Origin of the sequence: Gordonia sp. DT219 (assembly GCF_049847065.1) — a bacterium.
In the GTDB taxonomy this organism is placed as follows: Bacteria; Actinomycetota; Actinomycetes; order Mycobacteriales; family Mycobacteriaceae; genus Gordonia.
Genome location: NZ_JBNCNR010000001.1, coordinates 316615 through 341559 on the forward strand (window position 1 = coordinate 316615; position 24945 = coordinate 341559).

20 protein-coding genes are annotated in these 24945 nt (G+C 68.0%); 11 read left to right on the plus strand and 9 right to left on the minus strand.

The window, feature by feature from the left end; translation table 11 throughout:
- Positions 1–28: 28 nt before the first annotated feature.
- Together ACPXB3_RS01580 and ACPXB3_RS01585 are read right to left on the minus strand one after the other, a co-directional pair.
- The gene (locus ACPXB3_RS01580) at positions 29–994 is read right to left on the minus strand and encodes a 1-phosphofructokinase family hexose kinase (protein ID WP_425703410.1); all 966 of its coding nucleotides are present in this window, start codon (positions 992–994) and stop codon (positions 29–31) included.
- The gene (locus ACPXB3_RS01585) at positions 991–1761 is read right to left on the minus strand and encodes a DeoR/GlpR family DNA-binding transcription regulator (protein ID WP_425703412.1); all 771 of its coding nucleotides are present in this window, start codon (positions 1759–1761) and stop codon (positions 991–993) included. The genes ACPXB3_RS01580 and ACPXB3_RS01585 overlap by 4 nt, the downstream gene beginning before the upstream one ends.
- A gap of 201 nt (positions 1762–1962) precedes the next feature.
- Between ACPXB3_RS01585 and ACPXB3_RS01590 the strand changes: the two genes are divergently transcribed.
- Complete coding sequence (locus tag ACPXB3_RS01590) at positions 1963–3681, plus strand: phosphoenolpyruvate--protein phosphotransferase (RefSeq protein WP_425726108.1); 1719 nt, start codon at positions 1963–1965, stop codon at positions 3679–3681.
- A gap of 55 nt (positions 3682–3736) precedes the next feature.
- On the opposite strand, the gene lexA is transcribed toward ACPXB3_RS01590, so the two are convergent.
- A complete protein-coding gene (gene lexA / locus ACPXB3_RS01595; protein ID WP_425703544.1) occupies positions 3737–4387 on the minus strand; it encodes a transcriptional repressor LexA in 651 nt (216 codons plus the stop codon).
- A 367-nt stretch (positions 4388–4754) separates the two neighbouring features.
- On the opposite strand from lexA, the gene ACPXB3_RS01600 reads away from it, so the two are divergent.
- Positions 4755–5357 carry a LysM peptidoglycan-binding domain-containing protein gene (locus tag ACPXB3_RS01600; protein WP_425703415.1) on the plus strand — a complete coding sequence of 201 codons (603 nt, stop codon included), beginning with the start codon at positions 4755–4757 and terminating at the stop codon, positions 5355–5357.
- A gap of 40 nt (positions 5358–5397) precedes the next feature.
- Entirely contained in the window at positions 5398–5904 is a 507-nt protein-coding gene (gene nrdR / locus ACPXB3_RS01605; RefSeq protein ID WP_425703417.1) for a transcriptional regulator NrdR, read from the plus strand.
- Here the strand turns inward: nrdR and hrpA are convergent.
- Entirely contained in the window at positions 5878–9981 is a 4104-nt protein-coding gene (gene hrpA, locus ACPXB3_RS01610) for an ATP-dependent RNA helicase HrpA (protein WP_425726110.1), read from the minus strand. The genes nrdR and hrpA overlap by 27 nt on opposite strands.
- Before the next feature lie 123 nt (positions 9982–10104).
- Here hrpA and ACPXB3_RS01615 point away from each other — a divergent pair, with 123 nt between their 5' ends.
- Genes ACPXB3_RS01615 through ACPXB3_RS01625 form a run of 3 tightly spaced genes read left to right on the plus strand, consistent with a single transcriptional unit; the run spans position 10105 to position 12106 of the window.
- Complete coding sequence (locus ACPXB3_RS01615) at positions 10105–11334, plus strand: aspartate aminotransferase family protein (protein WP_425726112.1); 1230 nt, start codon at positions 10105–10107, stop codon at positions 11332–11334.
- A gap of 27 nt (positions 11335–11361) precedes the next feature.
- Complete coding sequence (locus ACPXB3_RS01620; RefSeq protein WP_425703421.1) at positions 11362–11577, plus strand: DUF2945 domain-containing protein; 216 nt, start codon at positions 11362–11364, stop codon at positions 11575–11577.
- Positions 11570–12106, plus strand: a complete 537-nt coding sequence (locus tag ACPXB3_RS01625; RefSeq protein ID WP_425703423.1) for a DUF488 family protein — start codon at positions 11570–11572, stop codon at positions 12104–12106. Before ACPXB3_RS01620 ends, ACPXB3_RS01625 begins: the two co-directional genes overlap by 8 nt.
- Before the next feature lie 109 nt (positions 12107–12215).
- Here the strand turns inward: ACPXB3_RS01625 and ACPXB3_RS01630 are convergent, their stop codons facing one another.
- Positions 12216–12749, minus strand: a complete 534-nt coding sequence (locus tag ACPXB3_RS01630) for an alkyl hydroperoxide reductase (protein WP_425703424.1) — start codon at positions 12747–12749, stop codon at positions 12216–12218.
- 11 nt (positions 12750–12760) lie between these two features.
- Positions 12761–13348, minus strand: a complete 588-nt coding sequence (locus ACPXB3_RS01635) for a peroxiredoxin (protein WP_425703426.1) — start codon at positions 13346–13348, stop codon at positions 12761–12763.
- A 143-nt stretch (positions 13349–13491) separates the two neighbouring features.
- Here ACPXB3_RS01635 and ACPXB3_RS01640 point away from each other — a divergent pair, with 143 nt between their 5' ends.
- On the plus strand, positions 13492–14448 hold the full coding sequence (locus ACPXB3_RS01640; protein WP_425703428.1) for a hydrogen peroxide-inducible genes activator: 957 nt from the start codon (positions 13492–13494) through the stop codon (positions 14446–14448).
- A gap of 32 nt (positions 14449–14480) precedes the next feature.
- On the opposite strand, the gene ACPXB3_RS01645 is transcribed toward ACPXB3_RS01640, so the two are convergent.
- On the minus strand, positions 14481–16595 hold the full coding sequence (locus ACPXB3_RS01645) for a DEAD/DEAH box helicase (RefSeq protein WP_425703545.1): 2115 nt from the start codon (positions 16593–16595) through the stop codon (positions 14481–14483).
- Positions 16596–16621: 26 nt separating this feature from the next.
- Positions 16622–17671, minus strand: coding sequence for a PAC2 family protein (locus tag ACPXB3_RS01650; RefSeq protein WP_425703430.1), 1050 nt, complete (start codon positions 17669–17671; stop codon positions 16622–16624).
- A 322-nt stretch (positions 17672–17993) separates the two neighbouring features.
- Between ACPXB3_RS01650 and ACPXB3_RS01655 the strand changes: the two genes are divergently transcribed.
- Positions 17994–18680, plus strand: a complete 687-nt coding sequence (locus ACPXB3_RS01655) for a hypothetical protein (RefSeq protein ID WP_425703432.1) — start codon at positions 17994–17996, stop codon at positions 18678–18680.
- Positions 18681–18825: 145 nt separating this feature from the next.
- Complete coding sequence (locus ACPXB3_RS01660) at positions 18826–19899, plus strand: DUF4192 domain-containing protein (protein WP_425703434.1); 1074 nt, start codon at positions 18826–18828, stop codon at positions 19897–19899.
- Between the two features lie 23 nt (positions 19900–19922).
- Here ACPXB3_RS01660 and ACPXB3_RS01665 read toward each other — a convergent pair whose 3' ends face one another.
- The gene (locus tag ACPXB3_RS01665; RefSeq protein ID WP_425703435.1) at positions 19923–20606 is read right to left on the minus strand and encodes a metal-dependent transcriptional regulator; all 684 of its coding nucleotides are present in this window, start codon (positions 20604–20606) and stop codon (positions 19923–19925) included.
- Between the two features lie 161 nt (positions 20607–20767).
- Here ACPXB3_RS01665 and ACPXB3_RS01670 point away from each other — a divergent pair, with 161 nt between their 5' ends.
- Both ACPXB3_RS01670 and ACPXB3_RS01675 read left to right on the plus strand, forming a co-directional pair.
- Positions 20768–22012, plus strand: coding sequence for an acetoin utilization protein AcuC (locus ACPXB3_RS01670; RefSeq protein ID WP_425726114.1), 1245 nt, complete (start codon positions 20768–20770; stop codon positions 22010–22012).
- Between the two features lie 79 nt (positions 22013–22091).
- Positions 22092–24920, plus strand: coding sequence for a GNAT family N-acetyltransferase (locus tag ACPXB3_RS01675; RefSeq protein ID WP_425726406.1), 2829 nt, complete (start codon positions 22092–22094; stop codon positions 24918–24920).
- Positions 24921–24945 lie beyond the last annotated feature (25 nt).

Consider the following 24945-nt stretch of genomic DNA (forward strand, 5'->3'; position numbering starts at 1 on the left):
GGTGTCCGGTCATGGCGGCCGGGGTCGGTCAGGAGGTTCGGGCGGCTCCGGCGAGATCGGTGACCCGGGCGTGTTCGGGGTCGAGTTGATCGGGCCGGGGTGGCTGGGTTCCGGCGAGCGCGGCGGCGGCGGCGCCGTAGGCGACTGCGCTGCGCAGGCGTTCGGGCTCGTCGGCACCCTGCGTCTCGGCGATGAGGTAGCCGGCGAGCGACGAGTCACCGGCCCCGACGGTGCTGCGCGGGACGATCGGCGGCGAGGTGGCGAACCAACTTCCCGTCTCCGTCGTCAACAGCGCTCCGGCGGCACCCAGGGTCGCCAGCACCGAGCCGCCGATGCGTCGGACCATCTCGGCCGCCGCGGCCACGATGGGGGTGAGGTCACCATCGGCGGCCGCCCGGCGCAGCACCTCCGGGTCCGCGCCGCTGACCTCGGCGAGTTCGTACTCGTTCGGTTTGATCAGATCGATTCGTCCGGTCACCGCAGCGGTGAGCGGTGCGCCGGAGGTGTCGACGGCTACCCGATGCCCACGACCGATCAGTTCATCGGCCAGTACCCGGTACCAGTTGTCGGGAACCCCCGGCGGCAGCGAACCGCACAAGGCGACCCAGTCGGCGTCGACGGCGCGCGCCAGTATCAGGTCGGTGAGCGCGTGCAACTGCTGATCGTCGAGACGTTGCCCCGGAGCGTTGATCTTGGTGGTGGTGCCATCTGGTTCGGCGATGGTGACGTTGGCACGCACCTCGCCGGCGACGGCGACGGTCTCATGGTGCAGACCGGCCCGGTCGAGTGCCGCGAGCAGCGGATCCCCGGCCCGTGCGGGCAGGACCGCGATGGTCGGCAACCCGGCCTCGGCAACCACCCGGGACACGTTCACGCCCTTGCCGCCCGGCTCGGCGCGAACCCCGGTGGTCCGCTGTACCTCGCCGCGTTCGAGCGGCCCGGCGATCTCGAGGGTGCGGTCCAACGAGGGATTCGCGGTGAGGGTGAGGATCATGCGATCACGACCTCGATGCCGCGCGCGGACAGGACCGCCGAGAAGGCGGGGTCGATACCGGCATCGGTGATGAGGACGTCGACGTCGTCGAGGGCGGCGAAGCCGGCGAAATCCTCCCGGTTCATCTTCGACGAGTCGGCGAGTACGACCACCCGCTGGGCCGAATGCACCAGGGCCGACTTGACCGCGGCCTCATCCGGATCGGGAGTCGACAATCCCGCGCCCTCGCTGATGCCGTTGGTGCCGATGAAGGCGACCGATACGCGGAACTGCTCCAGGCGGGCAACGGTTTCGGCGCCGACCGCCGCCTGGGTGAGCCGTCGCACGCGGCCGCCGGCCAGGTGCAAGGTGACCGCTGCGTGTCCGCACAGCAATGTCGCCAGCGGCAGGCTGCTCGTCACCACGCTCAGTCGGCGATCGGCGGGCAGGTTGAGGGCGGCCTGATAGGTGGTCGTACCGGCGTCGAGGGCCACCGATCCGCCGTCGCCGGGAAGGAATCGGATCGCCGCCCGCCCGATGGCCGCCTTCTGATCGATGTGGGTGGCCTCGCGTTCATCGATGCCTTGTTCATCCACGATCGCGATGAGCCCCGGTCGAACCGCGCCACCGTGGACGCGCTGGAGGTGGCCGGCGCGCTCGAGACCCGCCAGGTCCCGGCGCACCGTTTCGCTGGTGACCTCGAACCGGTCGGCGAGTGCGTTCACCGATGCGCGCCCATTCGAGCGGACCAGCTCGGCGATCGCCTGCTGTCGTTCTTCCGCGTACACGTCTCTCCGATCGGTCTGTCCACCGACACCGCATGTTGGTTTCTGTGGCTATCGATGTTGATATATCTGTGTTTACGCTTGAGTGTGTTGACAAGTCAAGGAATTCTTGTAACTTCGATCACAGGACGGCTTCGCGGACGCCTGATTCACAGCCCGGCCGCGGTCGACGACCAGAGCTAGACGACGAGAAGGGCCAAAGTCGTGAACCAGCAGATACGGGAAGACAACCCGCACGCCGGGCGAGAACTGGGCGGGCGTGAACTGGGCGGGACGCCGGTTGTCGGCGGCAAGGCCTACGGTCCGGTGGTGCGGCCGGGCCGACGGATGACCGTCGAGGCCACCGAGGTGGCGCCGCCACCGGTTTCGGAGGCGGAGCGCGATGCCGAACTCTCCCGCTTCGTCGCCGCCGCCGGGGTGGTGGCGGCCCGTTTGCGCGAGCGTGCCTCACACGCGTCCGGGGCCGCCGCCGAGGTCCTGATCGCCACGGCCGGACTCGCCGAGGACCGCGGCTGGATCGGTGCGGTGTCGAAGCTGATCGGCACGGGCACGCCCGCGCCCGCCGCCGCCGTCGCCGCAACCGAGCAGTTCGCGGCGATGTTCACCAAACTCGGCGGACTGATGGCCGAACGCGTCACCGACCTCAACGATGTGCGTGACCGCGTCGTCGCCGAGGTGCTCGGGCAGCCCGAACCGGGGGTCCCGGTGCCCGACGAACCGTCGGTCCTCTTCGCCGACGACCTCGCGCCCGCCGACACCGCCGGCCTGGACCCGGAGTTGATCACCGCGCTGGCGACCCGACTGGGCGGACCGACCAGTCACACCGCGATCATCGCCCGGCAACTCGGGATTCCGTGTGTGGTGGCTGTTGCCGAACTCGACGTCGTCTCCGCGGGTACCGCGGTGCTGGTCGACGGGGCCGCGGGAACGATTGTGGTGGAACCGGATCCGGACCGAGCGCGAGCCGATGTGGAGCAGAGCCGCCGGGAGGTGGAGGCGATTGCGGGCTGGACCGGGCCTGGTCACACCGCCGACGGCCACGAGGTCGCGATCTTGGCGAATGTCGCCGATGGCGTCTCGGCCCGTGCGGCCACCGCGTCCCCGGTAGAAGGAGTCGGGTTGTTCCGTACCGAACTGGCCTTCCTCGATCGCCCGGACGAACCGTCCCTCGACGAACAGGCGGCACTCTACCGGGAGGTCATCGAGGCCTTCGGAGGCAAGAAGATGGTGATCCGCACCCTGGATGCGGGGTCGGACAAGCCGCTGAAATTCGTCGACCACGGGACCGAGGCGAATCCCGCACTCGGTGTGCGCGGCAACCGCATCGCGGCGACACACCCCGAGATCCGGGCCGGACAACTCGATGCGATCGCGCGCGCCGCCGAGGAAACCGGCAGCACGCCATGGGTGATGGCGCCGATGATCGCCTCGGCCCCCGAGGCGGCCGAATTCGCCGCGCAAGTGCGCCGACGGGGTCTGGTGGCCGGAGTGATGATCGAGATCCCGTCGGCAGCGATCCTTGCGCCGGCGATTGTGGCCGAGGTGGACTTCGTCTCGATCGGCACCAACGACCTGACGCAATACACGATGGCTGCCGACCGGATGTCGGCCGAGCTCGCCGAGTTGACCGATCCGTGGCAGCCGTCGGTCCTCGCTCTCATCGCGATGGTCGCCGAGGCGGGTTCGCGCACCGGCACCCCGGTGGGCGTGTGCGGTGAGGCGGCGGCCGATCCGCTGCTCGCCTGTGTCCTCGTCGGACTCGGGGTCACGTCGTTGTCGAGTGCACCCGCCGCCGCGGCCGCGGTGGGCGCGAAACTCGCCGAGGTCGACCTCGATCGATGCCGCGCCGCGGCCACGGCGGCGGTGGCCACCGCTGCACCGGGTGCGGCTCGCGCCGCGGCCCGCGAGGCGTTGCGTTGTTAACTGCGCGGTGTGAGAAACGTGGTTGACACACCGCGCAGCTGATCAGCGCCTGCGCTCAGATCCGGCGCATGACGGTGACGACCTTGCCGAGGATGGCGGCCTCGTCACCGGGGATCGGCTCGAACAACTCGTTGTGCGGCATCAGCCAGACGTGGCCGTCCTTGCGCTTGAACGTCTTGACCGTTGCCTCGCCTTCGATCATGGCGGCGACGATGTCACCGTTGTCGGCCACGTTCTGCTGGCGCACGACCACCCAGTCGCCGTCGCAGATCGCGGCGTCGACCATCGACTCGCCGACCACCCGCAGCATGAAGAGGGAACCTTCACCGACGAGTTCGCGAGGCAGGGGGAAGACGTCTTCGACGGCCTCCTCGGCCAGGATCGGGCCGCCCGCCGCGATGCGGCCGAGCACCGGGACAAAGGTCGGGGTGGGCAGGTTCTCCGAGTTCGGATTGTCATCGGTGGGCGTCGGGTCGGCGTCGCGCACGTTGACCGCGCGCGGCCGGTTGGCGTCGCGCTTGAGCAGTCCCTTGCGTTCCAGCGTGCGTAATTGATGCGCGACCGACGAGGTCGAGGCGAGCCCGACGGCATCACCGATCTCGCGGATGCTCGGCGGATATCCCCGCTCGCGAACCGATTTGCGGATGACGTCGAGCACTCCCTGCTGACGTGGCGTGAGTGGTGCCTCGAAACCCCTCGGCACGATGGGCCGCCGCGGGGCGGCCGCCGCGTCATCAACCTGCGGTGTCGTCGCCGTCGCGGCGTCATCGGTGCTCGACTCTGTGGTGGCCGACTCCGGATCGGCCGCCTCGGCCGGCCGCGACGAACGGTCCTTCTTCTCACTCATCGGGATTCGAGTCCTTTCGATCGGGTGCGTGCCACCCCGGCCGTGGGCCGGTAGGTGACGTGCACACCTGTCGCGGGCCTGTGGTCGAGCTGATCACCGGTCAGAATAGCCGAGGTTTCGGACATCCTCAAACGTCTGTTCGACGTGTTGTGGAGAAATTGTCGGAGCGGGGTGGTACAACTCGAACATCCGTTCATCGAATGTGTGATCGAGACAGGAAGAGACCATGCATAGCACCCTTTTGTCGACCGACCAGACCCGCGTCGGCCGGACCCGCACCGACCAGACCTTCACCGGCCAGACCCGCGCCGGCGCGACCAACCCGGTTCCGCGCGCCCGTCCCCGCGAACAGCGGCCGCTCGATCCTCGCCGCGCCCCCCGGCGTTCCTCGGCCGTGAGTCGTCCCGCCGACCGGCGGCCGATCCGCCCGGTCTCCCGGCGGATACCGGGCGCCGACGGCACCTGGTGCACGTCACCGGCCGGATCACATCACCTGGCCGGAACGGGTGATCCGGGTGGCCACAGGTCTCGCCGGACCGGCGCACTGGTGGCCGTGCTGACCGGCGTGGCACTGGCGCTACTGGTGTGGCTGGTCGCCGTCGCCGGTTCGGACTATCAGGAATCGGCCCAGCGGGGGTCGGCACGGCCGGCGCCGATCGCCACCCAGGTGGTCCATGTGCGCGCCGGGGAATCGCTGAACGCCATCGCGGCGCGGGTGGCGCCCGACATGCCCCGGCAGTCGGTGATCGAGAAGATCGTCGAACTCAACGACATGTCCGGCAGTGCCGTGCAGGCAGGGCAGTCGCTGCTCGCGCCGGCCTACCGGTGACGCGAGAAGTCGGTGCGGTGGCGGGCGGTATCCTCGGTGCATGCGCTGCCCGTTCTGCAGGAATGACGACACCAAGGTCATCGACTCCCGTGTCGCCGATGAAGGACAGGCCATCCGCCGGCGCCGCTCATGCAGTGCCTGCGGCCGCCGTTTCTCGACTGTGGAGACCGCCGTGCTCGCGGTGGTCAAGCGCAACGGCGTGACCGAGCCGTTCAGTCGCGAGAAGGTGATGCGCGGGGTGCGCCGCGCGTGTCAGGGCCGGCAGGTCGACGAAGACGATCTCGCCCAGCTCGCCCAGCAGGTCGAGGAGACGGTGCGGGCCTCCGGAGCTGCCGAGATTCCCAGCAACGAGGTCGGGCTGGCGATCCTGCAACCGCTGCGCGACCTCGACGAAGTGGCATATCTGCGCTTCGCGTCGGTTTATCGTTCCTTCGATTCGCTCGAGGACTTCCAGCGCGAGATCGACGACCTGCAGGGCAACCTCACCCATGGCCGCTCCGAATCCGCCGGCGGGGTCGTCTCAGCCGAGCCGGTCCAGGGCTCGTAGCGCCCTCTTCTCCGAGATCGGATATCGGGTTCCGAGGCGCTGGGCGAACAAACTCACGCGCAATTCCTCGACCATCCAATGCGCCTGCTCGTTGACGGCATCGCGACGCGCATCACCCACTTCGGCGAGGCGCTGATTCCACCGCTCGACCACGCGGTCGAGTACAGCCATCCCGTCGCGATCACGCACGGCCGACCCCGGGAGCTGCTCCAGCCGTTCCCGCGCCCCCCGCAGATATCGGGGAAGATCGGCGAGATGCGTGCGCGGCGTCGCCACCACGAAGCCGTCGAATACCAGGTCATCGAGTTGTTCGGCGACATCATCGGCAGCGAGTTGACCGGAGTGCTCGTCGATCACGCCCCGCAGGGTCACGACCTCACGGAGCGCCTCGACGGCGAGCGACAGGTACTCCGGGGCCGCCACGACGACGCGCGGTCGCAGGTCGTCGACGAGTGCCGAGAACGCGGCAGGGGTGCGCACGGTGTTCGCCGCCTCGACGTCGAGCAGATCGCGAACCGCACGCCGGGTGCAATCGGTGAAGAGCCCGGCGGGCTCCCGGTAGGGGCTCTGACTCAGGGCAATCCGCCGGGCCGGCTCCAGGGCTCCGGCGGCCTTGGGTGAGAGTGTCCCGATTGCGTTCTCCAACAAGACGATCACCGCATCGCGGCGCAGCGCGTCGGCCAGGGCCGCGGTCGGGGCGGTGGCCGACGCGACGCCCGCCGGATGTGCCTGCGCCCGGACCACTCGCAACGTCGGGTGACGGGTGACCCGCTGACCGGCGACGTCGACGGTCTCGGCGAGTTCCAGAGTGCCGATGCCGTCGGCGGTCCAGGTGGTGTACACCTGCTCGGACGGCGGGGGCACCGACGCCGACCTCGGTGTGGTCAGCTCGGCGAAAGTCGTGGTGCGGGTGATGATCTCACCCGAATCGTCGGTGACGGCGAAATGCATGCGCAAGTGCCCGGGCAGGCGGTCGAGATCGAAATCGGCCGGCGTGACGGTGTGGCGGGTGATGGTCGACAACTCGCGCGCCAGGCCGTGCGTCAGCGGCTCGGCTCGGGGAGTCAGGCGAGACAGGGCGAGATCGGCGAAGCGCTGTGCCGGTGCCATCGTCTTGCGCAGCGACTTCGGCAGCGTCTTGATCAACTCGGCCGCCAACTCCGAACGCATACCCGGCACCAGCCAGTCGAATCCGGCGTTGCGCACGTGGAGGAGCAGTGCCTGCGGGATCACGACGGTGACGCCGTCGTCGGCGGTGCCGGGTTCGAATCGGTAGCGCAGCTCCAGGCGGGTGTCACCCTGGCGCCACACACCCGGATAGTCGGTGTCGGCGACGGCGACATCGGCCGCGACATCGGCCGGGGTGAGATCGAGTAGGTGCGGCTCGCGCCCCCGCGCCGAGCGCCACCACGAGTCGAAATGGCGGGTAGACGTGACCTCGGCCGGAACACGCCCATCGTAGAACTCGAAGAGCTGTTCCTCGGAGATCACGAGATCTCGTCGACGAACCCGGTGCTCGACGTCGGCAGCATCGTGCAACAGCTGCCGATTGCGCTCGAAGAACACATGATCGGTGCGCCAATCGCCCTCGACGAGGGCGTGCCGGATGAACAGTTCGCGCGAGAGTTCCGGATCGATCGAACCGTAGTTCACCCGCCGCCGAGCGACGAGGGTGACGCCATAGAGGGTGACCCGCTCATAGGCCATCGCCGCACCCTGCCGTGAGGACCAGTGCGGTTCGCTGTAGGTGCGCTTGACAAGATCTCCGGCCAGTCGCTCCACCCACACCGGATCGATCCCCGCGACGGTGTGGGCGAAAAGCCTTGAGGTCTCGATGATCTCGGCTGCCATCAGAAATGACGGCGGCTTCTTCGTCACCGACGATCCAGGGAAGATCATCAGCGTCGTGTTGCGGGCGCCGGTGTATTCGCGGCCTGCGGAATTGCGGGCGGCGATGTTGCCCAGCAGCCCGGCCAGGATCGCGCGGTGGATGGCGTCGGCATCCGATTCGGTCTGCGGCACCTCCCAGCCGAGGTCACGCACGATGCCGGTCAGCTGCCGATGCAGGTCCTGCCATTCGCGGATCCGTAGATAGTGCAGGTACTCCCGTTCGCAGGACCGGCGGAATTGGTTGCCCGACAGCTCTTTTCGTCGGTCCTTGAGATATGTCCAGAGTTTCGGGTAGGCGAGGAAATCTGACCCGGGGACCGTGAACCGGCGGTGCGCGGCGTCGGCGGCCTCACGGTGCTCGGCGGGCCGCTCCCGGACATCGGGGATCGACAGTGCGGCCGCGATGACCAACACATGATCGAGGCAACCCTCGTCGCGTGCGGCGACCAGCATCCGGGCGATCCGTGGATCCACGGGGATCCGGGCCATCGTCGTGCCAACCGCCGTCAGGCGCGGTGCGCCACCCGCCTTCGGGTCGGTGGCGATGGCTCCGAGTTCGTTCAGCACCGCCATCCCGTCGCGGATGGCTCGCGCATCGGGTGGCTGCACAAACGGGAACTCGGCGACGTCACCGAGCCGCAACGACGTCATCTGAAGAATGACCGACGCCAGATTGGTGCGCAGGATCTCCGGATCGGTGAACGCCGGACGCGCGTCGAAATCGGCCTCGGAATAGAGGCGGATGCAGATGCCGGGTGCCACCCGGCCACACCGGCCCGCACGCTGACGCGCACTCGCCTGCGAGACCGGCTCCACCGGCAGCCGCAGGACCTTGGTGCGAGTCGAGTACCGCGAGATACGGGCGGTACCCGAATCGATGACGTAACGAATTCCGGGCACCGTCAAGGACGTCTCGGCGACGTTGGTGGACAACACGATTCGTCTTCCGTTGGACGGCGCGAAGACCCGCTGCTGATCGGCGATCGAGAGCCGGGCGTACAGCGGTACGACCTCCGCACCCGCCGCAACCCGGCGTGACAACGACGCCGTGGCCTCCCGGATATCGCGTTCGGTGGGTAAGAACACCAGAATGTCGCCGCGTCCGCCCGAACCCCACAATTCGCCGACCGCGGCGTCGATCCCCTCGAACAGATCGAGATCGGCGTGCTCACCGCCGCCGGTGTCCTCCCCGGAATCCGGATCCTCCCGCAACGACAACGGGCGATACCGCACGTCGACCGGATAAGTCCGCCCCGACACCTCCAGGATGGGCACGGTCGCGGGCACGGCAACACCACTGCGCCCGCTCGCTTCGCTTCCGGCGGGCACGGCAACATCGCCCCCGCTCGCTTCGCTCCCGGCGGGCACGGCAACATCGCCCCCGCTCGCTTCGCTCCCGGCGGGCACGGCAACATCGCCCCCGCTCGCTTCGCTCCCGGCGGGCGGCACACCGAAGTGCCGGGCGAAGCGGCCCGGCTCGATGGTGGCCGAGGTGATGATCACCTTCAGATCGGGACGACGGGGGAGCAGCCGCCGCAGGTATCCGAGGATGAAGTCGATGTTGAGGCTCCGTTCGTGGGCCTCGTCGACAATGATCGTGTCGTAGTGCCGCAGCATCGGATCCGAGGAGATCTCGCGCAGCAGAATTCCGTCGGTCATCACCTTGACGAGCGTGTCGGCGCCCGAACGATCCGAGAACCGCACCGAGTATCCGATCGCCTCCCCGATCTCGGTGTGCGTCTCGTCGGCGATCCGGCGTGCAACCGAACTGGCCGCGATCCGCCGCGGCTGCGTGTGTCCGATCGCCCCGCGCACCCCGCGCCCGAGTTCGAGGCAGATCTTGGGCAACTGCGTGGTCTTGCCCGACCCGGTCTCGCCCGCGATGACGACCACCTGATGCTCGGCGATGGCCGCCGCGATCTCCTCGCGTGCCGACGACACCGGGAGATCGGGGGGATAGTCGATGACCGGGATCGCCGCGCGACGCGATGCGATCCGCTTCTCGGCGCCTTCCACCGCCCGCAGAAGCCCGCCGGCACGCTCCGGCGACGGGCTGCGGCCGAGCTTCTCGAGGCGACGGCCCAGGGTGTGTTCATCGATGATGGTCAGCCGGGCGATTCGCTCGCCCAGCTCACGACGATCGACGTCCTCCGGGCGGCCGGCGGATCGGGAAGGTGCAGAGGACATGATGAAACCAGGATATGGGGTCGCCATCGGTGGTTGCGCAGTCCGCCCGGACGTGACCGCGACCCACGTCGCATCTGGGTGGCCGATGACACACCGCGATTCCGGGCGGGCATCATGGTCGGTATGGCTGGTTCTCTTTGGCATGGCTTTGCCGACATGGGCGCAGTGAGCGCCGACGGTCCGTTCGTGGTCACCCGCGGGGCGGGTTCGCGCATCTGGGATGCCGAGGGCAACGAGTATCTCGACGCGACTGCGGGGCTGTGGTTCACCAATGTCGGTCACGGCCGTACCGAGATCGCCGACGCGGTGGCCGCCCAACTCGGGCGGCTGGCCCACTATTCCGGCTTCGGCGACCTCACCTCCGATGTCACCGATGCACTCGCCGATCGGCTCGCCCAACTGGCGCCCGTACCCGGCAGCAAGATCTTCTTCACCTCTGGTGGCAGCGATTCCGTCGACTCCGCGGCCAAACTGGCACGACGCTACTGGACCGAAATGGGTAAGCCGGGCAAGACGTTGCTCGTCGGCCGCACCAAGGCCTACCACGGCATGCACGTTGCGGGCACCGCACTGGCCGGCATCCCGGCCAACCATGAAGGTTACGGCGAGCTGATGCCCGACGCGGAATCCGTCGAGTGGGATGACGCGAAGAGTCTGCTCGGACTCATCGAGCGAGTCGGCGCCGACCGGGTGGCTGCCTTCTTCTGTGAACCGATCATCGGCGCAGGCGGCATCTATCTGCCACCGGCCGGTTATCTCGCCGAGGTCCGCCAGATCTGTCGCGATCACGACGTGCTGTTCATCGCCGACGAGGTCGTCACCGGCTTCGGTCGCATCGGCGGTGACAGCTGGTTCGCGTCGTCGCGCTTCGACCTGGCTCCGGACATGATGACCACGGCCAAGGGACTGACGTCCGGGTATGTGCCGATGGGTGCGGTGTTCATCGCACCGCGGATAGCCAAGCCGTTCTTCGCCGGTGGCGTGTGGTGGCGCCACGGATACACCTACGGCGGGCACGCCGGCGCGGCCGCGGCGGCAATGGCCAATCTCGACATCATCGAGCGTGAGGGGTTGCTCGCCGAGGCCACCCGCCTCGAATCGGAACTTGCCGAGGCGCTCGGACCGCTCGCCGACCTCGATGCGGTGGCCGAGGTGCGCACCGGCCTCGGCGCGGTCAGCGCCGTACAGCTCAGCGATGCGGCACGCGCTCCGCAGGCCATCGGCGCACTGCGCAGGCATGGTGTGAGCGCACGGGCTGCCGGCGCGGGGGCCCTGCAGATCTCGCCGGCGTTCGTGATGACGTCCGACGAGGTGGGCGAACTCGCGAATCGGATCGGTGCCGCGCTGAGCTGAGCCTGCGCCGGGCAGAAGGGAGTCGAGATGTCTGAACGGTTCAGGGTCGGCGATCACGTGACCTGGAACTCGGAAGCCGGCAATGTCTCGGGGACGGTGACGAAGGTCCACACCGACGATTTCGACTACAAGGGCCACACGCACCGCGCGTCGACCGACGACCCGCAGTACGAGATCACGAGCGACAAGACCGACCACATCGCCGCGCACAAGGGCAGTGCCCTACGGCTGGTCGATGAGTGAACCGTTCTTCACCATCGGCCACTCGACCCGGGCACTCGCCGAGTTCATCGACCTGCTTCAGGAGTCCGGAATCAACCTGGTCGTCGATGTCCGCAGGCTCCCCGGTTCGGCCCGGTATCCGCAGTACGACCAGGATCCGCTCGCCGCGTCTCTCGCCGAGGTGGGAATCGGATACTGGCGCGCCGACGGGCTGACCGGGCGTCGTCCGGTGAGCAGGGATGTGCCGTTCGAGGTCAATGCCTGGTGGGAGAACCGCAGCTTCCACAACTACGCCGACCACGCCCTCTCCGACGACTTCCGGCAAGCCCTGGGAGCGCTGCGCGAGCAGGGCCGCACGCGACGCGCGGCCCTGATGTGCTCGGAGGCGGTGTGGTGGCGGTGCCACCGGCGGATCATCGCCGACCACCTCCTCGCCCACAGCGAACAGGTGTGGCACATCCTCGGCCGCGGTCACGTCGACTCTGCGCAGCCGAGTCTCGGTGCAGTGGTGGGGCCCGATGGCGAGGTCAGATATCCGGCCACTGGGTAATAGCCCGGCTACTGGGTAATAGCTCGTCGTCCGCTGCCTCGCAGACGCAAGAATGCCCGGCGTCTGGGTCTCCAGACACCGGGCACTTCGCACTCGTCGGATGACGCGGTCAGACGCCGGCGAGAACCTCGCTGTTGGTGATCGCCTGGCCGACGCCGGCGACGATCGAGGCGACCTTGAGGGCCTCGAATATCGCCTCACGGCCCACCCCGGCTTCACGCAGGGTGGCCTCGTGTGCGCCGACGCAGTGCTCGCAACCGTTGATCGAACTGACTGCGAACGACCAGAGTTCGAAGTCGGCCTTGTCCACACCCGGGTTGCCGATGATGTTCATCCGCAGGCCCGGACGCAGGTCGTCGTACTTGCCGTCGAGGAATCCTCGACCTCGGTAGAAGACGTTGTTCATCCCCATGATCGACGCCGCGCCGAGCGCGGCGTTGTACGCCTCGCCCGACAGTGTGTCGGCGGCCTCGTCGGCGATCTCGGCCAGCACCTTGGCATTTCGGGTGGCCGCCGCGGTCGCGAGGAGGGTCCCCCACAGCTGTTCCTCGTTCAGCGCGGTGGTGCGGCTGATCGAACCGAGGTTGAGCTTGAGGTCCTTGGCGTACTCGGGAAGTGCTTCCTTGAGGTTGTCGATACTCATGAAGGCTCCTCTCAGACGCTGGCGGACAGCAGTTCGCCGGCGTCGATGGTGGGATCGCCCTTGCGCCAGTTGCAGGCGCACAGCTCGTCGGACTGCAGCGCATCGAGCACACGCAGTACCTCGTCGACGTTGCGGCCCACCGAGCCGGCGGTGACCGACACGAACTGGATCTCGTTGTTCGGGTCGACGATGAAGGTCGCACGGTCGGCGACCCCGTCGGCATTGAGAACGCCGGTGGCGGAGACGAGTTCACGCTTGATGTCGCTCAGCATGGGGAACGGGAGGGTCTTGAGGTCCTCGTGCTGGGCGCGCCACTGGAAGTGCACGAACTCGTTGTCGACCGATGCGCCGAGCACCTGGGCGTCCCGGTCGGCGAACTCGTCGTTGAGCTTGCCGAATGCGGCGATCTCGGTCGGGCACACAAAGGTGAAGTCCTTGGGCCAGAAGAACACGATCCGCCACTTGCCGGGGTGATCGTCGCTGGAGATCTGGGTGAAGTAATCGTCGGGCTGCTGGGCGTCGACCTTGGACAGGTCACCGCCGATCACAGCGGTGAGGTCGTAGGCGGGGAACTGGTCGCCGATCGTGAGCAGAGCCATTGTGTGAATCTCTCCTTCTTCTCGCGCACAGGGCGCCGCGAAACCGGTGTGGATCGCGACACCGTGACGGTGGTGCTTACGCAACCATTCTGCCTATGACCCGGCAAAAGTGAAACGTGATAGTTCGCACTATACTGATAGGCATGTCCGATAAAAGTTATCAACCGTCGCTGACTGGTCTGCGTGCCTTCGTCGTGCTGGCGCGAAAACCTCATTTCGGTTCGGCGGCAACAGAACTCGGTATCAGCCAGCCGTCGCTGTCGCAGGCCCTCGCGGGTCTCGAAGCGGGATTGGGCCGTAAACTCATCGAGCGCACAACTCGGCGTGTCTTCTTGACTCCAGAAGGTCGGCTGCTCCTGCCGAAGGCCATCGCGGTGACCGACGCCGCCGATCAATTCCTGGCCGCCGCCGCCGGCGCCGGGGATCCGCTGGCCGGGTCGGTGCGACTGGGGCTGATACCGACCGTCGCCCCCTACATCCTGCCGCAGGTCTTGCGCGGCCTTCCGGGACGACTGCCCGACCTGAGCCTGCGGGTGGTCGAGGACCAGACCGCCCGCCTGCTCGCGGCCCTGCGTGAGGGCTCGCTCGACGTGGCGATCATGGCACTGCCCGCCGAGACCGCGGGACTCACCGAGATCCCGATGTACGACGAGGACTTCGTGCTCGCGCTGCCGGCCGGTCATCCGCTCGGCGGCCGCAAGCGCGTCGATCCCAGTACCCTCGCGGACCTGCCGCTGCTGCTGCTCGACGAGGGACACTGCCTACGCGACCAGGCGTTGGAGGTGTGCCGGCTGGCCGGGGTATCACCCGACCTCGGCCAGACCCGGGCGGCATCACTGGCGACTGCCGTGCAGTGTGTCGAGGGCGGACTGGGGGTGACGTTGATTCCCGAGACCGCCATCGAATCCGAGACCGCAGGTGGTGAGCTGGCGACCGCACGGTTCACCGTGCCACGTCCGGGCCGGCGGATCGGGCTGGTCTACCGGGAATCCTCGGGGCGTGGCGAACCGTATGGCCGGCTTGCTGCCGCGATCGCCGGACTGGTGGCCGAGATCGCCCCGGTGCGGGTGTGCCCGCTCAGTGAGCCGGTCTCCGCCTGATCACCGGGCCCAGTGATCGGCGGGGGAGCGGGTCACTGCTCTGCGGTGCGGGCCAGTGCCTCCCACTCGTCGAGCAGACTGGAGTCGACGTCGCGGATCATCGCGCCGACGGCATCGGTGATGTCCTCGATCGCGTCGGTGGCCACGGCCAGCGGGAGTCCTTGCCGCAGAGCGCGATAGCAATCGGAGAGGTAGCGCAGCACGACACCCTCGCTGCGCGCCAGCCCGTACGCCGAGATCAGTTCGGTGAAGGTCATCGCACGCTCGAGCATCTCGCGCAGTACCGATTTCGGCTTCGGCGGGAATGCCGACACCCACGGGTGCCCGCGCCGGTAGACGTCGAAGGCGTAGGCGATCTCCTCGGCCAACGGCCGCGGCCAGGTGATCTCCTCGAGCCGGGTCATCCGTTCCTCGTACTCGATGCCGTCAGCCTTCATCTCGGCGACCGCTGCGTCCCGGGCCGCCTTGCGCTGGGCCATCAGAACCGGACGCGGGTCCTCCAACGTCGATTCGAGGATCGACACCACATCGAAAGCGTAGGTGTCCGACGATGGATCGAGGAGTTCGAAAGCCGCGAGCGCGAACGATGACAGCGGGTTCGTGAGGGCGAAGTTCTCCGGCATGTCGACCGACAGTGCCACATGCCGTCCGTCATTGTCCGGCTCGGCCAACTGCACCACGATCCCGGCATTGCGGAGATCGCGATAGAGCGCGACCGTGTGCCGGATGTGGTAGAGCTGCCGCGCGCGTGGCTCGTGGTTGTCCTCGAGAAGATGCCGGGTCGCGGCGAAACAGTCGCCCGGGCGGCCGAGTACCTCCATCAGCATCGCGGTGGTCATCTGAAAGTGTGAGCGCAGCGGTTCGTCAGGGGCTTCGGCGAGCTGCAGGAAGGTCTTCTCGCCCCACGACACGAATCCCTCGGGCGGCTTCTTGCGCACGATCTTGCGGAGTTTCTTGGGGTCGTCGCCGGCCTTGGTGACCGCGCGCGCGTTCTCCACATCGTGTTCGGGTGCCTGGGCGACGACGTAGCCGATGGTGTCGAAACCGGCTCGGCCGGCCCGCCCGGCGATCTGATGGAACTCGCGGGCACGCAACCGGCGCACGCGAGTGCCGTCGTATTTGCTCAGGCCGGCGAACAGTACGGTGCGGATCGGCACGTTGATGCCCACGCCGAGGGTGTCGGTGCCGGCCACCACCTTCAGCAGTCCGCGTTGGGCGAGGCGTTCGACGAGTCGGCGATAGCGGGGCAGCATCCCGGCGTGATGGACTCCGATGCCCGCTCGCAGCAGCTTCGACAGCGTGGACCCGAATCCGGTGGAGAAGCGGAAATCACCGATGGCCGTTGCGATCTCGGCCCGCTCGGTCTTGTCGCAGATACGCGCGGACAACAGGGCCTGGGCGCGTTCGACGGCCGCGGCCTGGGTGAAGTGCACCACGTAGATCGGGGCGCGGCCCCGGTCGATCAGATCCTCGATCGTCTCGTGGATCGGCGTCATCGCATACGCGTATTCCAACGGCACCGGACGCTGGGTGCCGGTGATCGCGACGGTGTCCCGACCGGTCCGATGACGCAGGTCGTCGACGAAGAAGGACACGTCGCCGAGGGTCGCGGACATGAGCAGGAACTGGGTGTGGGGGAGTTCGATGAGCGGCACCTGCCAGGCCCATCCGCGATCACGCTCACCGTAGAAGTGGAACTCGTCGGCGACCAGCACCCCGATGTCGCTGGCGGCCCCGTCACGCAGAGCGAGGTTCGCCACGATCTCCGCGGTCGCGCAGATGATCGGCGCGTCGGCGTTGACCGCGGCATCGCCGGTGAGCAACCCGACGTGCTCGGCGCCGAACTGGTCGCACAGATCGAAGAACTTCTCACTGACGAGCGCTTTGATCGGGGCCGTGTAGAACGCACGCAGGCCCCGGCATCGCGCGAAATAGATCGCGCCGGAGGCGACGAGTGACTTTCCCGATCCGGTGGGCGTGGCCAGGATGACGTTGCTGCCCGACACGAGATCGAGGAGCGCGTCCTCCTGGTGCGGGTAGAAGTCGATCCCGCGCGCCGACCACCACCGGGTGAAGAGGTCGAATGCAGCGTCCTCGTCGGCGGTCGGCGCCAGCGGTGAGGGAGAATCCCGATCGGTGACGCTCAGTTCGGGGGCGCTCGGATCGGGCGTGCTCAGCTCGGAAATGATCGACCGCCGGCGTCGCCGTTCGGGTCATCGTCATCGGAGCCGCCGCCAGGCGCTTGGCCGTGGTTCTGGTCGGCGTCGTGGTTCAGATCTGCGAGGAATTGTTCGAGTTCGGCCCCGAGTTCGTCGCCACTGGGCAGCGACTCCTCCGTCGCGAGCAGCGACGCGCGCTCGGTCTGTGCTTGCTGGAATGCGTCGTACTGCTGCTCGAGGGCGGTGACCACCGTCTCGATCTCGGCGTTGCCCGAGACCTCGGTGTCGACCTGTTCGCGAACCCGCTCGGCGTCCGCGTCGAGCGCTGCGATGGGTAGATCCAGGCCGGTCAGCGAGGTCACGGCCGACAGCAATCGGGACGCGGCGGCAGGATAGTCGGTCTGCGAGAGGTAATGCGGTACGTGTACCGACAGTCCCGTCGCGCGGCGGCCGCCCTGTCCGAGACGCATTTCGAGCAGCATCGATGCGCTGGCGGGCAGCTTCATCGGCGTTCCCCAGCGCGGCAGCTCACCGAGCAGTTCGGTGTCGCTGCCGTGTGCGGTGATCGACGCGGGACGCGTATGCGGGACGGCCATCGGGATCGCGTTGAGCCCGACGACGTCGGTGACGCCGAAGCGGTCGGACAGGCGACGGACCGCTTCGGTGAACTTCTCCCAGCGCAGGTCCGGTTCCGAGCCCGAGAGCAGCAGGAACGGCCGGTCGTTCGCATCCCGGACGGCGTGCAGGGTCAACGACGGCATCTCGACATCGGTGAAGGTTTCGCCGCTGAATGTGATCGTCGGGCGCCGGGAGCGATAGTCCATCAGTTCGTCGGAGTCGAAGGTCGCCACCAGATCGGATTCCAGGCTGTCGCGCAGATGCGTGGCGGCCAGTGCCACCGCGTGTCCGGCATCGGCGAACCCGTCGAGCGCGTGGATCAGCACGGGGCCCGTCTCGGGTCCCTGCCGGCCGATCGCCGGCGCGGGAAAGGCAAGCTCGTACAACGAGCCGTCGTCGCGGGTGCCGTCATCGCGTGAGCCGGTGTCGGCGGGCTGCTCGTCCATGTCATTCCCTCCTCGAAGTATTGGCCTCAGCGTGTCACGCCATGAAGCGGCGTCACCTTACGAAGCAGTGTCACGGTACGGACCAATTGTCTCGCACTTGTGCCATCGCGGGCCAATTCTGCAATCCGGGCGGTCGTGCCGGCCGGTTTTGCAGGGGTTTCTGGGGCTACAACGACCTGCCGCGCCCCGGGATTCCCGGCCTGCCGGCGCGGTGGTGGCCTGCACTGGTGCGCCGTGATGGTCCGTACTGGTGCGCCGTGATGGCCCGCACTGGTGCGCCGTGATGGCCCGCACTGGTGCGCCGTGATGGCACAGTGGGCAGATGATGGTTCGGGGCAGGTCGCCGGCTTTCGGGCGCGGCCGGCTGATTGTCGTACTCGGTGCCATGGTGGTGGCGTTGCTTGCGGGCTGCGTCATCGATGGTCAGGCGGAGGGCGATTCTGGCGGCGACCTTGCCGGGCGGGGTGTGTCGGCCCAGGACTTCCCGGTGTCCGGTGCCACCCGCGTGCCCGACACCGCTGTGCCGTTCGCCCTGGGCGGTCTCAGCGGGAGTGATCCGGTCGTCGGGTATCCCGCCGGCTGTGCCCCGACCGCGCCGGAAGAGGCCGGTGCGGTGGTGTATTCGGTTGTCGTCAACGGGGGCGAGACGTCCTACACGTCGGCGGTTGCCCACGTCCACGACGCCCTCGGCGATGTGATCGCCCAGGCCCGACGCTGCCCGGAGAGCCGGATCGGTGGCGAAGATGCGGATGGTCTCGTGCAGACGGAGATCCGGCCGGCGCCTGCGGGTGCCCCCGCCGGTGTCGTCACGGCCGCGCTGCACCGGACTGTCCGCACCGGCGATCCCGCACATCAGACGGTCACGAGCAGCCTGACCCTGCTCGCCCAGCAAGGCGGCGTCCGGGTGTATGCGCAGTACCGGTGGCCCGGTGACGGCACGATCGACCCGTCGGCGGCGGCCGGACTCGACGGATTGTTCGGCAAGGCGGTGACCGCGGCCTTCGGCTGACCGGTGGTGTCGGCGCCCGGAGCGGCTGGGGATGGGTGCGGCTGGGGATGGGTGCGGCTGGGGATGGGGGCGGGTCTGTGGATATCCGGTAGCAGGCAAGGCCTGCGTGGGCTGATCGGGCCCCGCTTCCGATCACCATCGGTGCATGACGCGAAAGTCGCACTCCCTCATCGATGCCACCACTCTGCTCAGCGCACTGCCCGCGATGCTCGGGTTCCTGCCTGACCACTCGCTGATCCTCGTCGCGTTGCGTTCGCGTACACGCGTCCGGGTCGCAATGCGCTACGACCTGTCGTTGACGCCGGACGGGCGGCCCGCCGAGGACCTGCTGGCCGTCATCGAGGGTCTCGGGCAGATCGTGCACCGGCACGGCGGGGGGCCGGTCGTCGGGGTGATCGTCGATGACCGGCATGGTCCGGCCGACCCGCGCTATCGACGGGTGATGTCGTTGGCTCACGACTCTCTGTACGAGTCGGGCGGCCTGGCACAGGGTTTCGTTGTCACCAGATTCGAGCAGCACGCCCCGTGGCAGTTGATCTGGCAGTCGGGCCGGGGGCCGACCACCGCGCGCTGGGACCGACGAAACGACGTCGGCACCATGGCCGACCCCCGCACGTCGCCGACGGCGGTGGCCGAAGCCGTCTCGACGGGACGGCGGATATTGGCCGATCGGTCGGAGATCGCGGCCATGCTCACGCCGCTTCCGCATTGCGAGTCGGCCGTATGCGATGCTCGCAAACAGAATCCGGGCCGGGGAGCGGTCGGGATCACCGGCCCCGCGGATCTGCTGCGGGTGGTGCTCGACGCGATGGGTGACCCCTCGGTGCCGGACTGCCACACCATGGCCATGCTCGAAGCGGCCATCACCACCATTGCGGTTCGCGATGCGGCGTTGGCGTGTGCGGTGACCGACATGCGTCCGGACGCCGAGCGACTGTGGCGGATGCTCACACGGAGGCTACAAGGGACCGGAAAGGCTAGCGCAGCAACACTTCTCGCGCACCTGCATTACATCGGTGGGGAAGGCGCGTATGCGGGGGTGTCCCTGGACTGCGCGTTGGACGCCGACCCCGACTGGGCACTGGCAGTCCTACTCGATCAGGCGTTGCGCAGTGGTGCCCAGCCCGCGTTGCTGTGGGAGATGATCGATGACTCGTATCAGATCGCGACCGATCTCGGCGTTCCCATTCCCGGCGCCACGTTGCGCGCCGTCGGGTGATGAGCACCGGTTGCGTGCGCCGATCAGACCTTTTCGACGAAGATCGAGTGCGCCATCTCCGCCGACAGCACGAGGCCCTCGTGGCCTGGGGTGTCGACCTCCACCCGTTGCGGGGTGCAGGTCACCGTCACCCGGGCGTTCGGCACGACGCCGGCCTCGCGCAAACCGGCGATCAGGTCGCGGTCGGACTGGGCGTGCTCGGCAACACGCCGCACGATGACGGCTACCGGATCGCCCTGAGGCAGATCCGAGAGGCGGGTCGCGGTGTCGATCGCGGCCGGCGACTCCCCGCCGAGCGCTTCGAGACCGGGGATCGGGTTGCCGTAGGGCGAGGTGGTGGGGTTGTCGAGTACTGCCAGCAGGCGTCGTTCGACGTTCTCGCTCATGACGTGCTCCCACCGGCAGGCCTCGTCATGCACCTGGTCCCAGGGCATCCCGATGACATCGACCAGCAGGCGCTCGGCCAGGCGGTGCTTACGCATCACCGCGATCGCGAGGCCGCGGCCCTTGTCGGTGAGTTCGAGATGGCGGTCCCCGGCCACCCGCAACAGGCCGTCACGTTCCATGCGCGCCACCGTCTGGGATACCGTCGGCCCGCTCTGATCGAGACGCTCGGCGATGCGGGCACGCAGTGGGACGATCCCTTCCTCCTCGAGGTCGTAGATCGTCCGTAGATACATCTCGGTGGTGTCAACCAGGTCGTTCACTGTGCGCGGTCCCTTCGTCGCCTCCAAGGCTACCCTGACCAGCGACGGGATCGGTCGAAGCCACACGCGCCGGGATGGGTGTCGTCGCCGCGACGGCGAAGTGCTCCCGCCATCCGCGCGACCCACTAGCCTGAACTGGTGCCGAATCAGTGGAGCACTCGATGAGTGCAGCGGTTATCTGGAGCGAGGATTTCCTGTCCTACCGGTGGGCGCACACCCATCCGATGAATCCCGTTCGGCTGGCCTTGACGATGACCTTGGCGCGCAGTCTCGGAGTGCTTGATGGTGTGGACGTTGCCGAGCCGCTGAACGTCGACGACGACGCGCTCATCCCCGTTCATTCTCGCGAATACATCGACGCGGTCCGGGCTGTGGGTTCGGGGACCGCCTCACTGTCGGGGCCGTTGCTGGAGCGACTGTTCGGACTCGGTGACGCCGACAACCCGGTGTTCGAGGGAATGCACGAGGCGGCCCGGCTACTGGTTGGCGGAACGCTCGCCGCCGCACAGGCCGTCGCATCGGGATCGGTGCGGCGCGCGGTCAACATCGGGGGCGGCATGCATCACGCGATGAAGTCGCGCGCCGCCGGCTTCTGCATCTACAACGACTGTTCGGTCGCCATCCGCTGGCTGCTGGCGAACGGGTACGACCGGATCGCCTACGTCGACATCGACGCACACCATGGGGACGGGGTGCAGGCCGAATTCGTCGCCGACCCGCGCGTCATGACCATCTCGCTGCACCAGCATCCGGCCACCTTGTGGCCGGGCACCGGCTGGCCGACCGAGGTCGGCGACGACACCGCGCACGGCACCGCGGTAAACCTTCCGTTTATGCCCGACACCCCGGATCGGCTGTGGCTACGAGGTTTTCACGCGGTCGTGCCGTCGATGATCGGTGCCTTCGCGCCGCAGATCCTGATCAGTCAGTGCGGAGCCGACAGCCACCGCGCCGATCCGCTCACCGACCTGGCGCTGACCGTCGACGGGCAACGCGCCGCGATGATGGCGATGCGTGAACTCGCCGACAGATACTGCGAAGGTCGCTGGATCGCGGTCGGTGGCGGCGGTTACGGGGTGGTCGATGTGGTGCCGCGCAGCTGGGCGCATCTGCTCGCAATCGTGCTCGACCGCGACGTCCCCGTCGACACCACGATCGACGACTCGTGGTGTGCCACCGCCGGCGAGGTCGCCGCCACGGTCTACTCGGAATATTCGGCACCACCGGTGGGCACGATGGGTGATGACGGCGACATCGATTTTGTCGCGTGGGACGGCGACACCGGGCAGGACCCGCCACCGGGCATCGCCGAATCGGCACTGCGACAGACCGACCGCGCCATCATGGCCACCCGCACGGCGGTGTTCCCGCTACACGGACTCGACCCGGAGGATCCCCGTGACTGAGCAACAGCGATCGAACTCCGAGGACAGGGGCAGCGCGTCCCCGGATGGCGCGTCCGGCGGTGGTTCCGTCGAAGGCCCGATGCCTCGTGGACCGTGGGACTACCCGCGCCACTGGATCGCCGACGTACTGGCAAGCGACGGCGGGGTGGTGCACCTGCGGCCGATCGTTCCCGACGACGCCGACCGGGTCGTCCGGTTCCACGCCGGGCTGAGCGAACGTACCCGCTACATGCGCTATTTCGGTCCCACCCCGACGCTGCCGCCGCGCGAAGTGGTCCGGATGACCACAGTCGACCATCAGCAGCGTGTCGCGCTGGTTGCGGTGCTGGGTGGGGAGTTCATCGCGATCGGCGTATACGAGGGTCTGGCCGCCGACGGCAAACCCGAGTCGGCCGAGGTGGCCTTCGTCGTCGCGGACGATCATCAGGGCCGCGGACTGGGGCCGATCCTGCTCGAGCACCTCGCGGGCGCCGCCGCCGAGAACGGGTTCACCCGCTTCGAGGCCGAAGTCCTCAGTGAGAACCCGAACATGGTCGCGGTGTTTCGTGATGCCGGCTACCAGGTCTCCCGTGCGTTCGATGGCGCGACGGTGCACGTGGAGTTCACCATCGATCCCACCGAGGCACTGCTGTCGGTGCGCAACGCGCGCGAGCGCGCGTCGGAGGCTCGCAGCGTGGCGAATCTGCTGCGGCCGACGTCGGTGGCGGTGATCGGAGCGTCCGCCGACCCGGAGAAGGTCGGAAACGCCTTGCTGGCCAACATCATCGCCGGTGGATTCACCGGCCCGGTCTTCCCGGTCAACGGACCGGGCCACCACGAGGGTGACGAGGAGGCGACGACCGACACCGCAGCCGCTCGGCAGCAACCGAGACGACGCACTGTGGCACACGGTAATCCGCGCCGTCGGGAGCGTGAACGACCGCCGTCGGTGCGCGGCATCCGCGCGTATGAGACCGTGCGTGACATCCCGGATCCCATCGATCTCGCCGTCGTCGCCGTGCCGGCCGCAGTGATCGACGACGTGCTCGATGATTGCCTGGTCAAAGGGGTTCGCACGCTGGTGATCGTGTCCTCGGGGTTCGCCGAATCCGGTCGGGCCGGTTTGGAGAGCGAACGGCGACTCCTCGAGCAGGTCCGTGAACACGGCATGCGGCTGGTCGGGCCGAACGCGCTCGGGGTCGCCAACAACGATCCGCAGATCGCACTGAATGCCACTCTCGCACCGCGCATCCCGGCCGCGGGCCGGGTGGGCTTCTTCTGCCAGTCCGGCGCCTTGGGGATTGCGATCCTCGACACCGCCGCGCGTCGGCAGATCGGGTTGTCGACGTTTGTCTCGGCCGGCAACCGTGCCGACGTTTCCGGTAATGATCTGCTGCAGTATTGGGATAGCGACACCGCCACCGACGTCGTGCTGCTGTATCTGGAAAGCTTCGGTAACCCGCGCAAGTTCTCTCGCATCGCGCGGCGCGTATCGCGTACCAAGCCGATCGTCGCGGTGAAGTCCGGCAACGGGGCACTCTCTCCGGTGCGTGCGGCACGATCGGCCGCGGCCACGCTCGACGATCGCATCGCGCAGATGGTGCTCGAGCAGGCAGGTGTCATCCAGGTCGACACGATTCCCGAATTATTCGACTGCGCAACCATTTTCGCCTATCAGCCGCTGCCTCGGGGTCCACGTACCCGGATCATCGGCAATTCGTCGGTGCTCGGCAGTCTCGCCGCCGACACCGCACGCGTCGGTGGGCTCGAGGTCATCGACGCAGTAGACCTCGGTGCCGGCGCGTCGGAGGCGGAATTCGAGTCGGCGGTCGCCGCGGCGATGGCCGATGCGCAGGTCGATGCGATCATCGTGGTGTTCGTCCCACCGGTTGCCGTCGACGCCGATGGGCATGCGCGTGCGCTGATGGCCGCGGCGAACACTTCGGCAGGCGATGGTGCGAAACCCATCGTCACGACCTTTCTGGCCGTCGAGGGAATCCCACCCGGATTGATGCGGCCAGGCCCGAGCGGGCTGCCCGAGCGCGGTTCCATTCCGTCTTATGGGAGTCCGGAGCGGGCGGCGTCGGCGCTGGCAAATGCATGGCAGTACGCGCGCTGGCGCAATCGGCCCGAACCGACGATGAACCGGCCCGCCGGGGTTGATCCGGAAGCCGCGCGCATGTTCGTACGCGAGGCAATGGCCGGTGGCGATGCCGGTGCCGAGGACGACGCGCATGTCGGCTCCGAACCCCCGTCGGGACATCTGCTCGGTGAGGTCGCGGCCGCGCGTCTGCTCAGGTGGTACGGGATCGACGTCGTGCCGTTTCGTGAGGTCCGCACCATGCATGAGGCCAGCGCCGCCGGCCGTGAACTCGGCTTCCCGGTGGCGGTGAAGGCGACCTCGCCCGACTGGCGGGGTCGGCTCGACCGCGAAGGTGCGCGGCTGGATCTACCCGATGCGACAGCGGTGGTGACTGCGTTCGCCGACCTGGTCGAGCTCACCGGCGACGAGGTGCTACACGTGCAGAAGATGGCACCCAAGGGCGTCGGAACCGTCATCACCATGCGGGACGACCCATCGTTCGGCCCGCTGATCTCCTTTGGACTGTCCGGCAGCACCTTCGAATTACTGGGGGACCGCGGCTACCGCGCGGTGCCGTTGTCGGATCGCGATGCCGCCGACCTCGTCGACGCGCCCCGGTCCGCACCGCTACTCGACGGATTTCGTGGCGAGGCTCCGGCGGAGAAATCGAGCCTGGTCGACCTGCTGCGGCGGATCTCCACACTCGTCGACGACATTCCGGAGATCCGCGAGGTCATCTGCGATCCTATTCTCGCCGCGCCGGAGGGTGCCGCAATTCTCAATGCCCAGATACGCATCGGTCCGGTGCCCTCCCGGAGGGACACCGGACCGAGACGCTTGGGTTGACCGCAGGGTCGAGTTGACCGCAGGT

Bases quoted from the DNA above. Each gene is read 5' to 3' on its own strand.
- ACPXB3_RS01650 (WP_425703430.1), bottom strand. From the start codon at position 17,671: ATGGACGAGCAGCCCGCCGACACCGGCTCACGCGATGACGGCACCCGC.
- ACPXB3_RS01670 (WP_425726114.1), top strand. From the start codon at position 20,768: ATGAGTGCAGCGGTTATCTGGAGCGAGGATTTCCTGTCCTACCGGTGG.
- ACPXB3_RS01640 (WP_425703428.1), top strand. From the start codon at position 13,492: ATGTCCGATAAAAGTTATCAACCGTCGCTGACTGGTCTGCGTGCCTTC.
- ACPXB3_RS01625 (WP_425703423.1), top strand. From the start codon at position 11,570: ATGAGTGAACCGTTCTTCACCATCGGCCACTCGACCCGGGCACTCGCC.
- ACPXB3_RS01655 (WP_425703432.1), top strand. From the start codon at position 17,994: ATGATGGTTCGGGGCAGGTCGCCGGCTTTCGGGCGCGGCCGGCTGATT.
- ACPXB3_RS01630 (WP_425703424.1), bottom strand. From the start codon at position 12,749: ATGAGTATCGACAACCTCAAGGAAGCACTTCCCGAGTACGCCAAGGAC.
- ACPXB3_RS01600 (WP_425703415.1), top strand. From the start codon at position 4,755: ATGCATAGCACCCTTTTGTCGACCGACCAGACCCGCGTCGGCCGGACC.
- hrpA (WP_425726110.1), bottom strand. From the start codon at position 9,981: ATGTCCTCTGCACCTTCCCGATCCGCCGGCCGCCCGGAGGACGTCGAT.
- nrdR (WP_425703417.1), top strand. From the start codon at position 5,398: ATGCGCTGCCCGTTCTGCAGGAATGACGACACCAAGGTCATCGACTCC.
- ACPXB3_RS01615 (WP_425726112.1), top strand. From the start codon at position 10,105: ATGGCTGGTTCTCTTTGGCATGGCTTTGCCGACATGGGCGCAGTGAGC.
- ACPXB3_RS01635 (WP_425703426.1), bottom strand. From the start codon at position 13,348: ATGGCTCTGCTCACGATCGGCGACCAGTTCCCCGCCTACGACCTCACC.
- ACPXB3_RS01675 (WP_425726406.1), top strand. From the start codon at position 22,092: ATGCCTCGTGGACCGTGGGACTACCCGCGCCACTGGATCGCCGACGTA.
- ACPXB3_RS01580 (WP_425703410.1), bottom strand. From the start codon at position 994: ATGATCCTCACCCTCACCGCGAATCCCTCGTTGGACCGCACCCTCGAG.
- ACPXB3_RS01660 (WP_425703434.1), top strand. From the start codon at position 18,826: ATGACGCGAAAGTCGCACTCCCTCATCGATGCCACCACTCTGCTCAGC.
- ACPXB3_RS01620 (WP_425703421.1), top strand. From the start codon at position 11,362: ATGTCTGAACGGTTCAGGGTCGGCGATCACGTGACCTGGAACTCGGAA.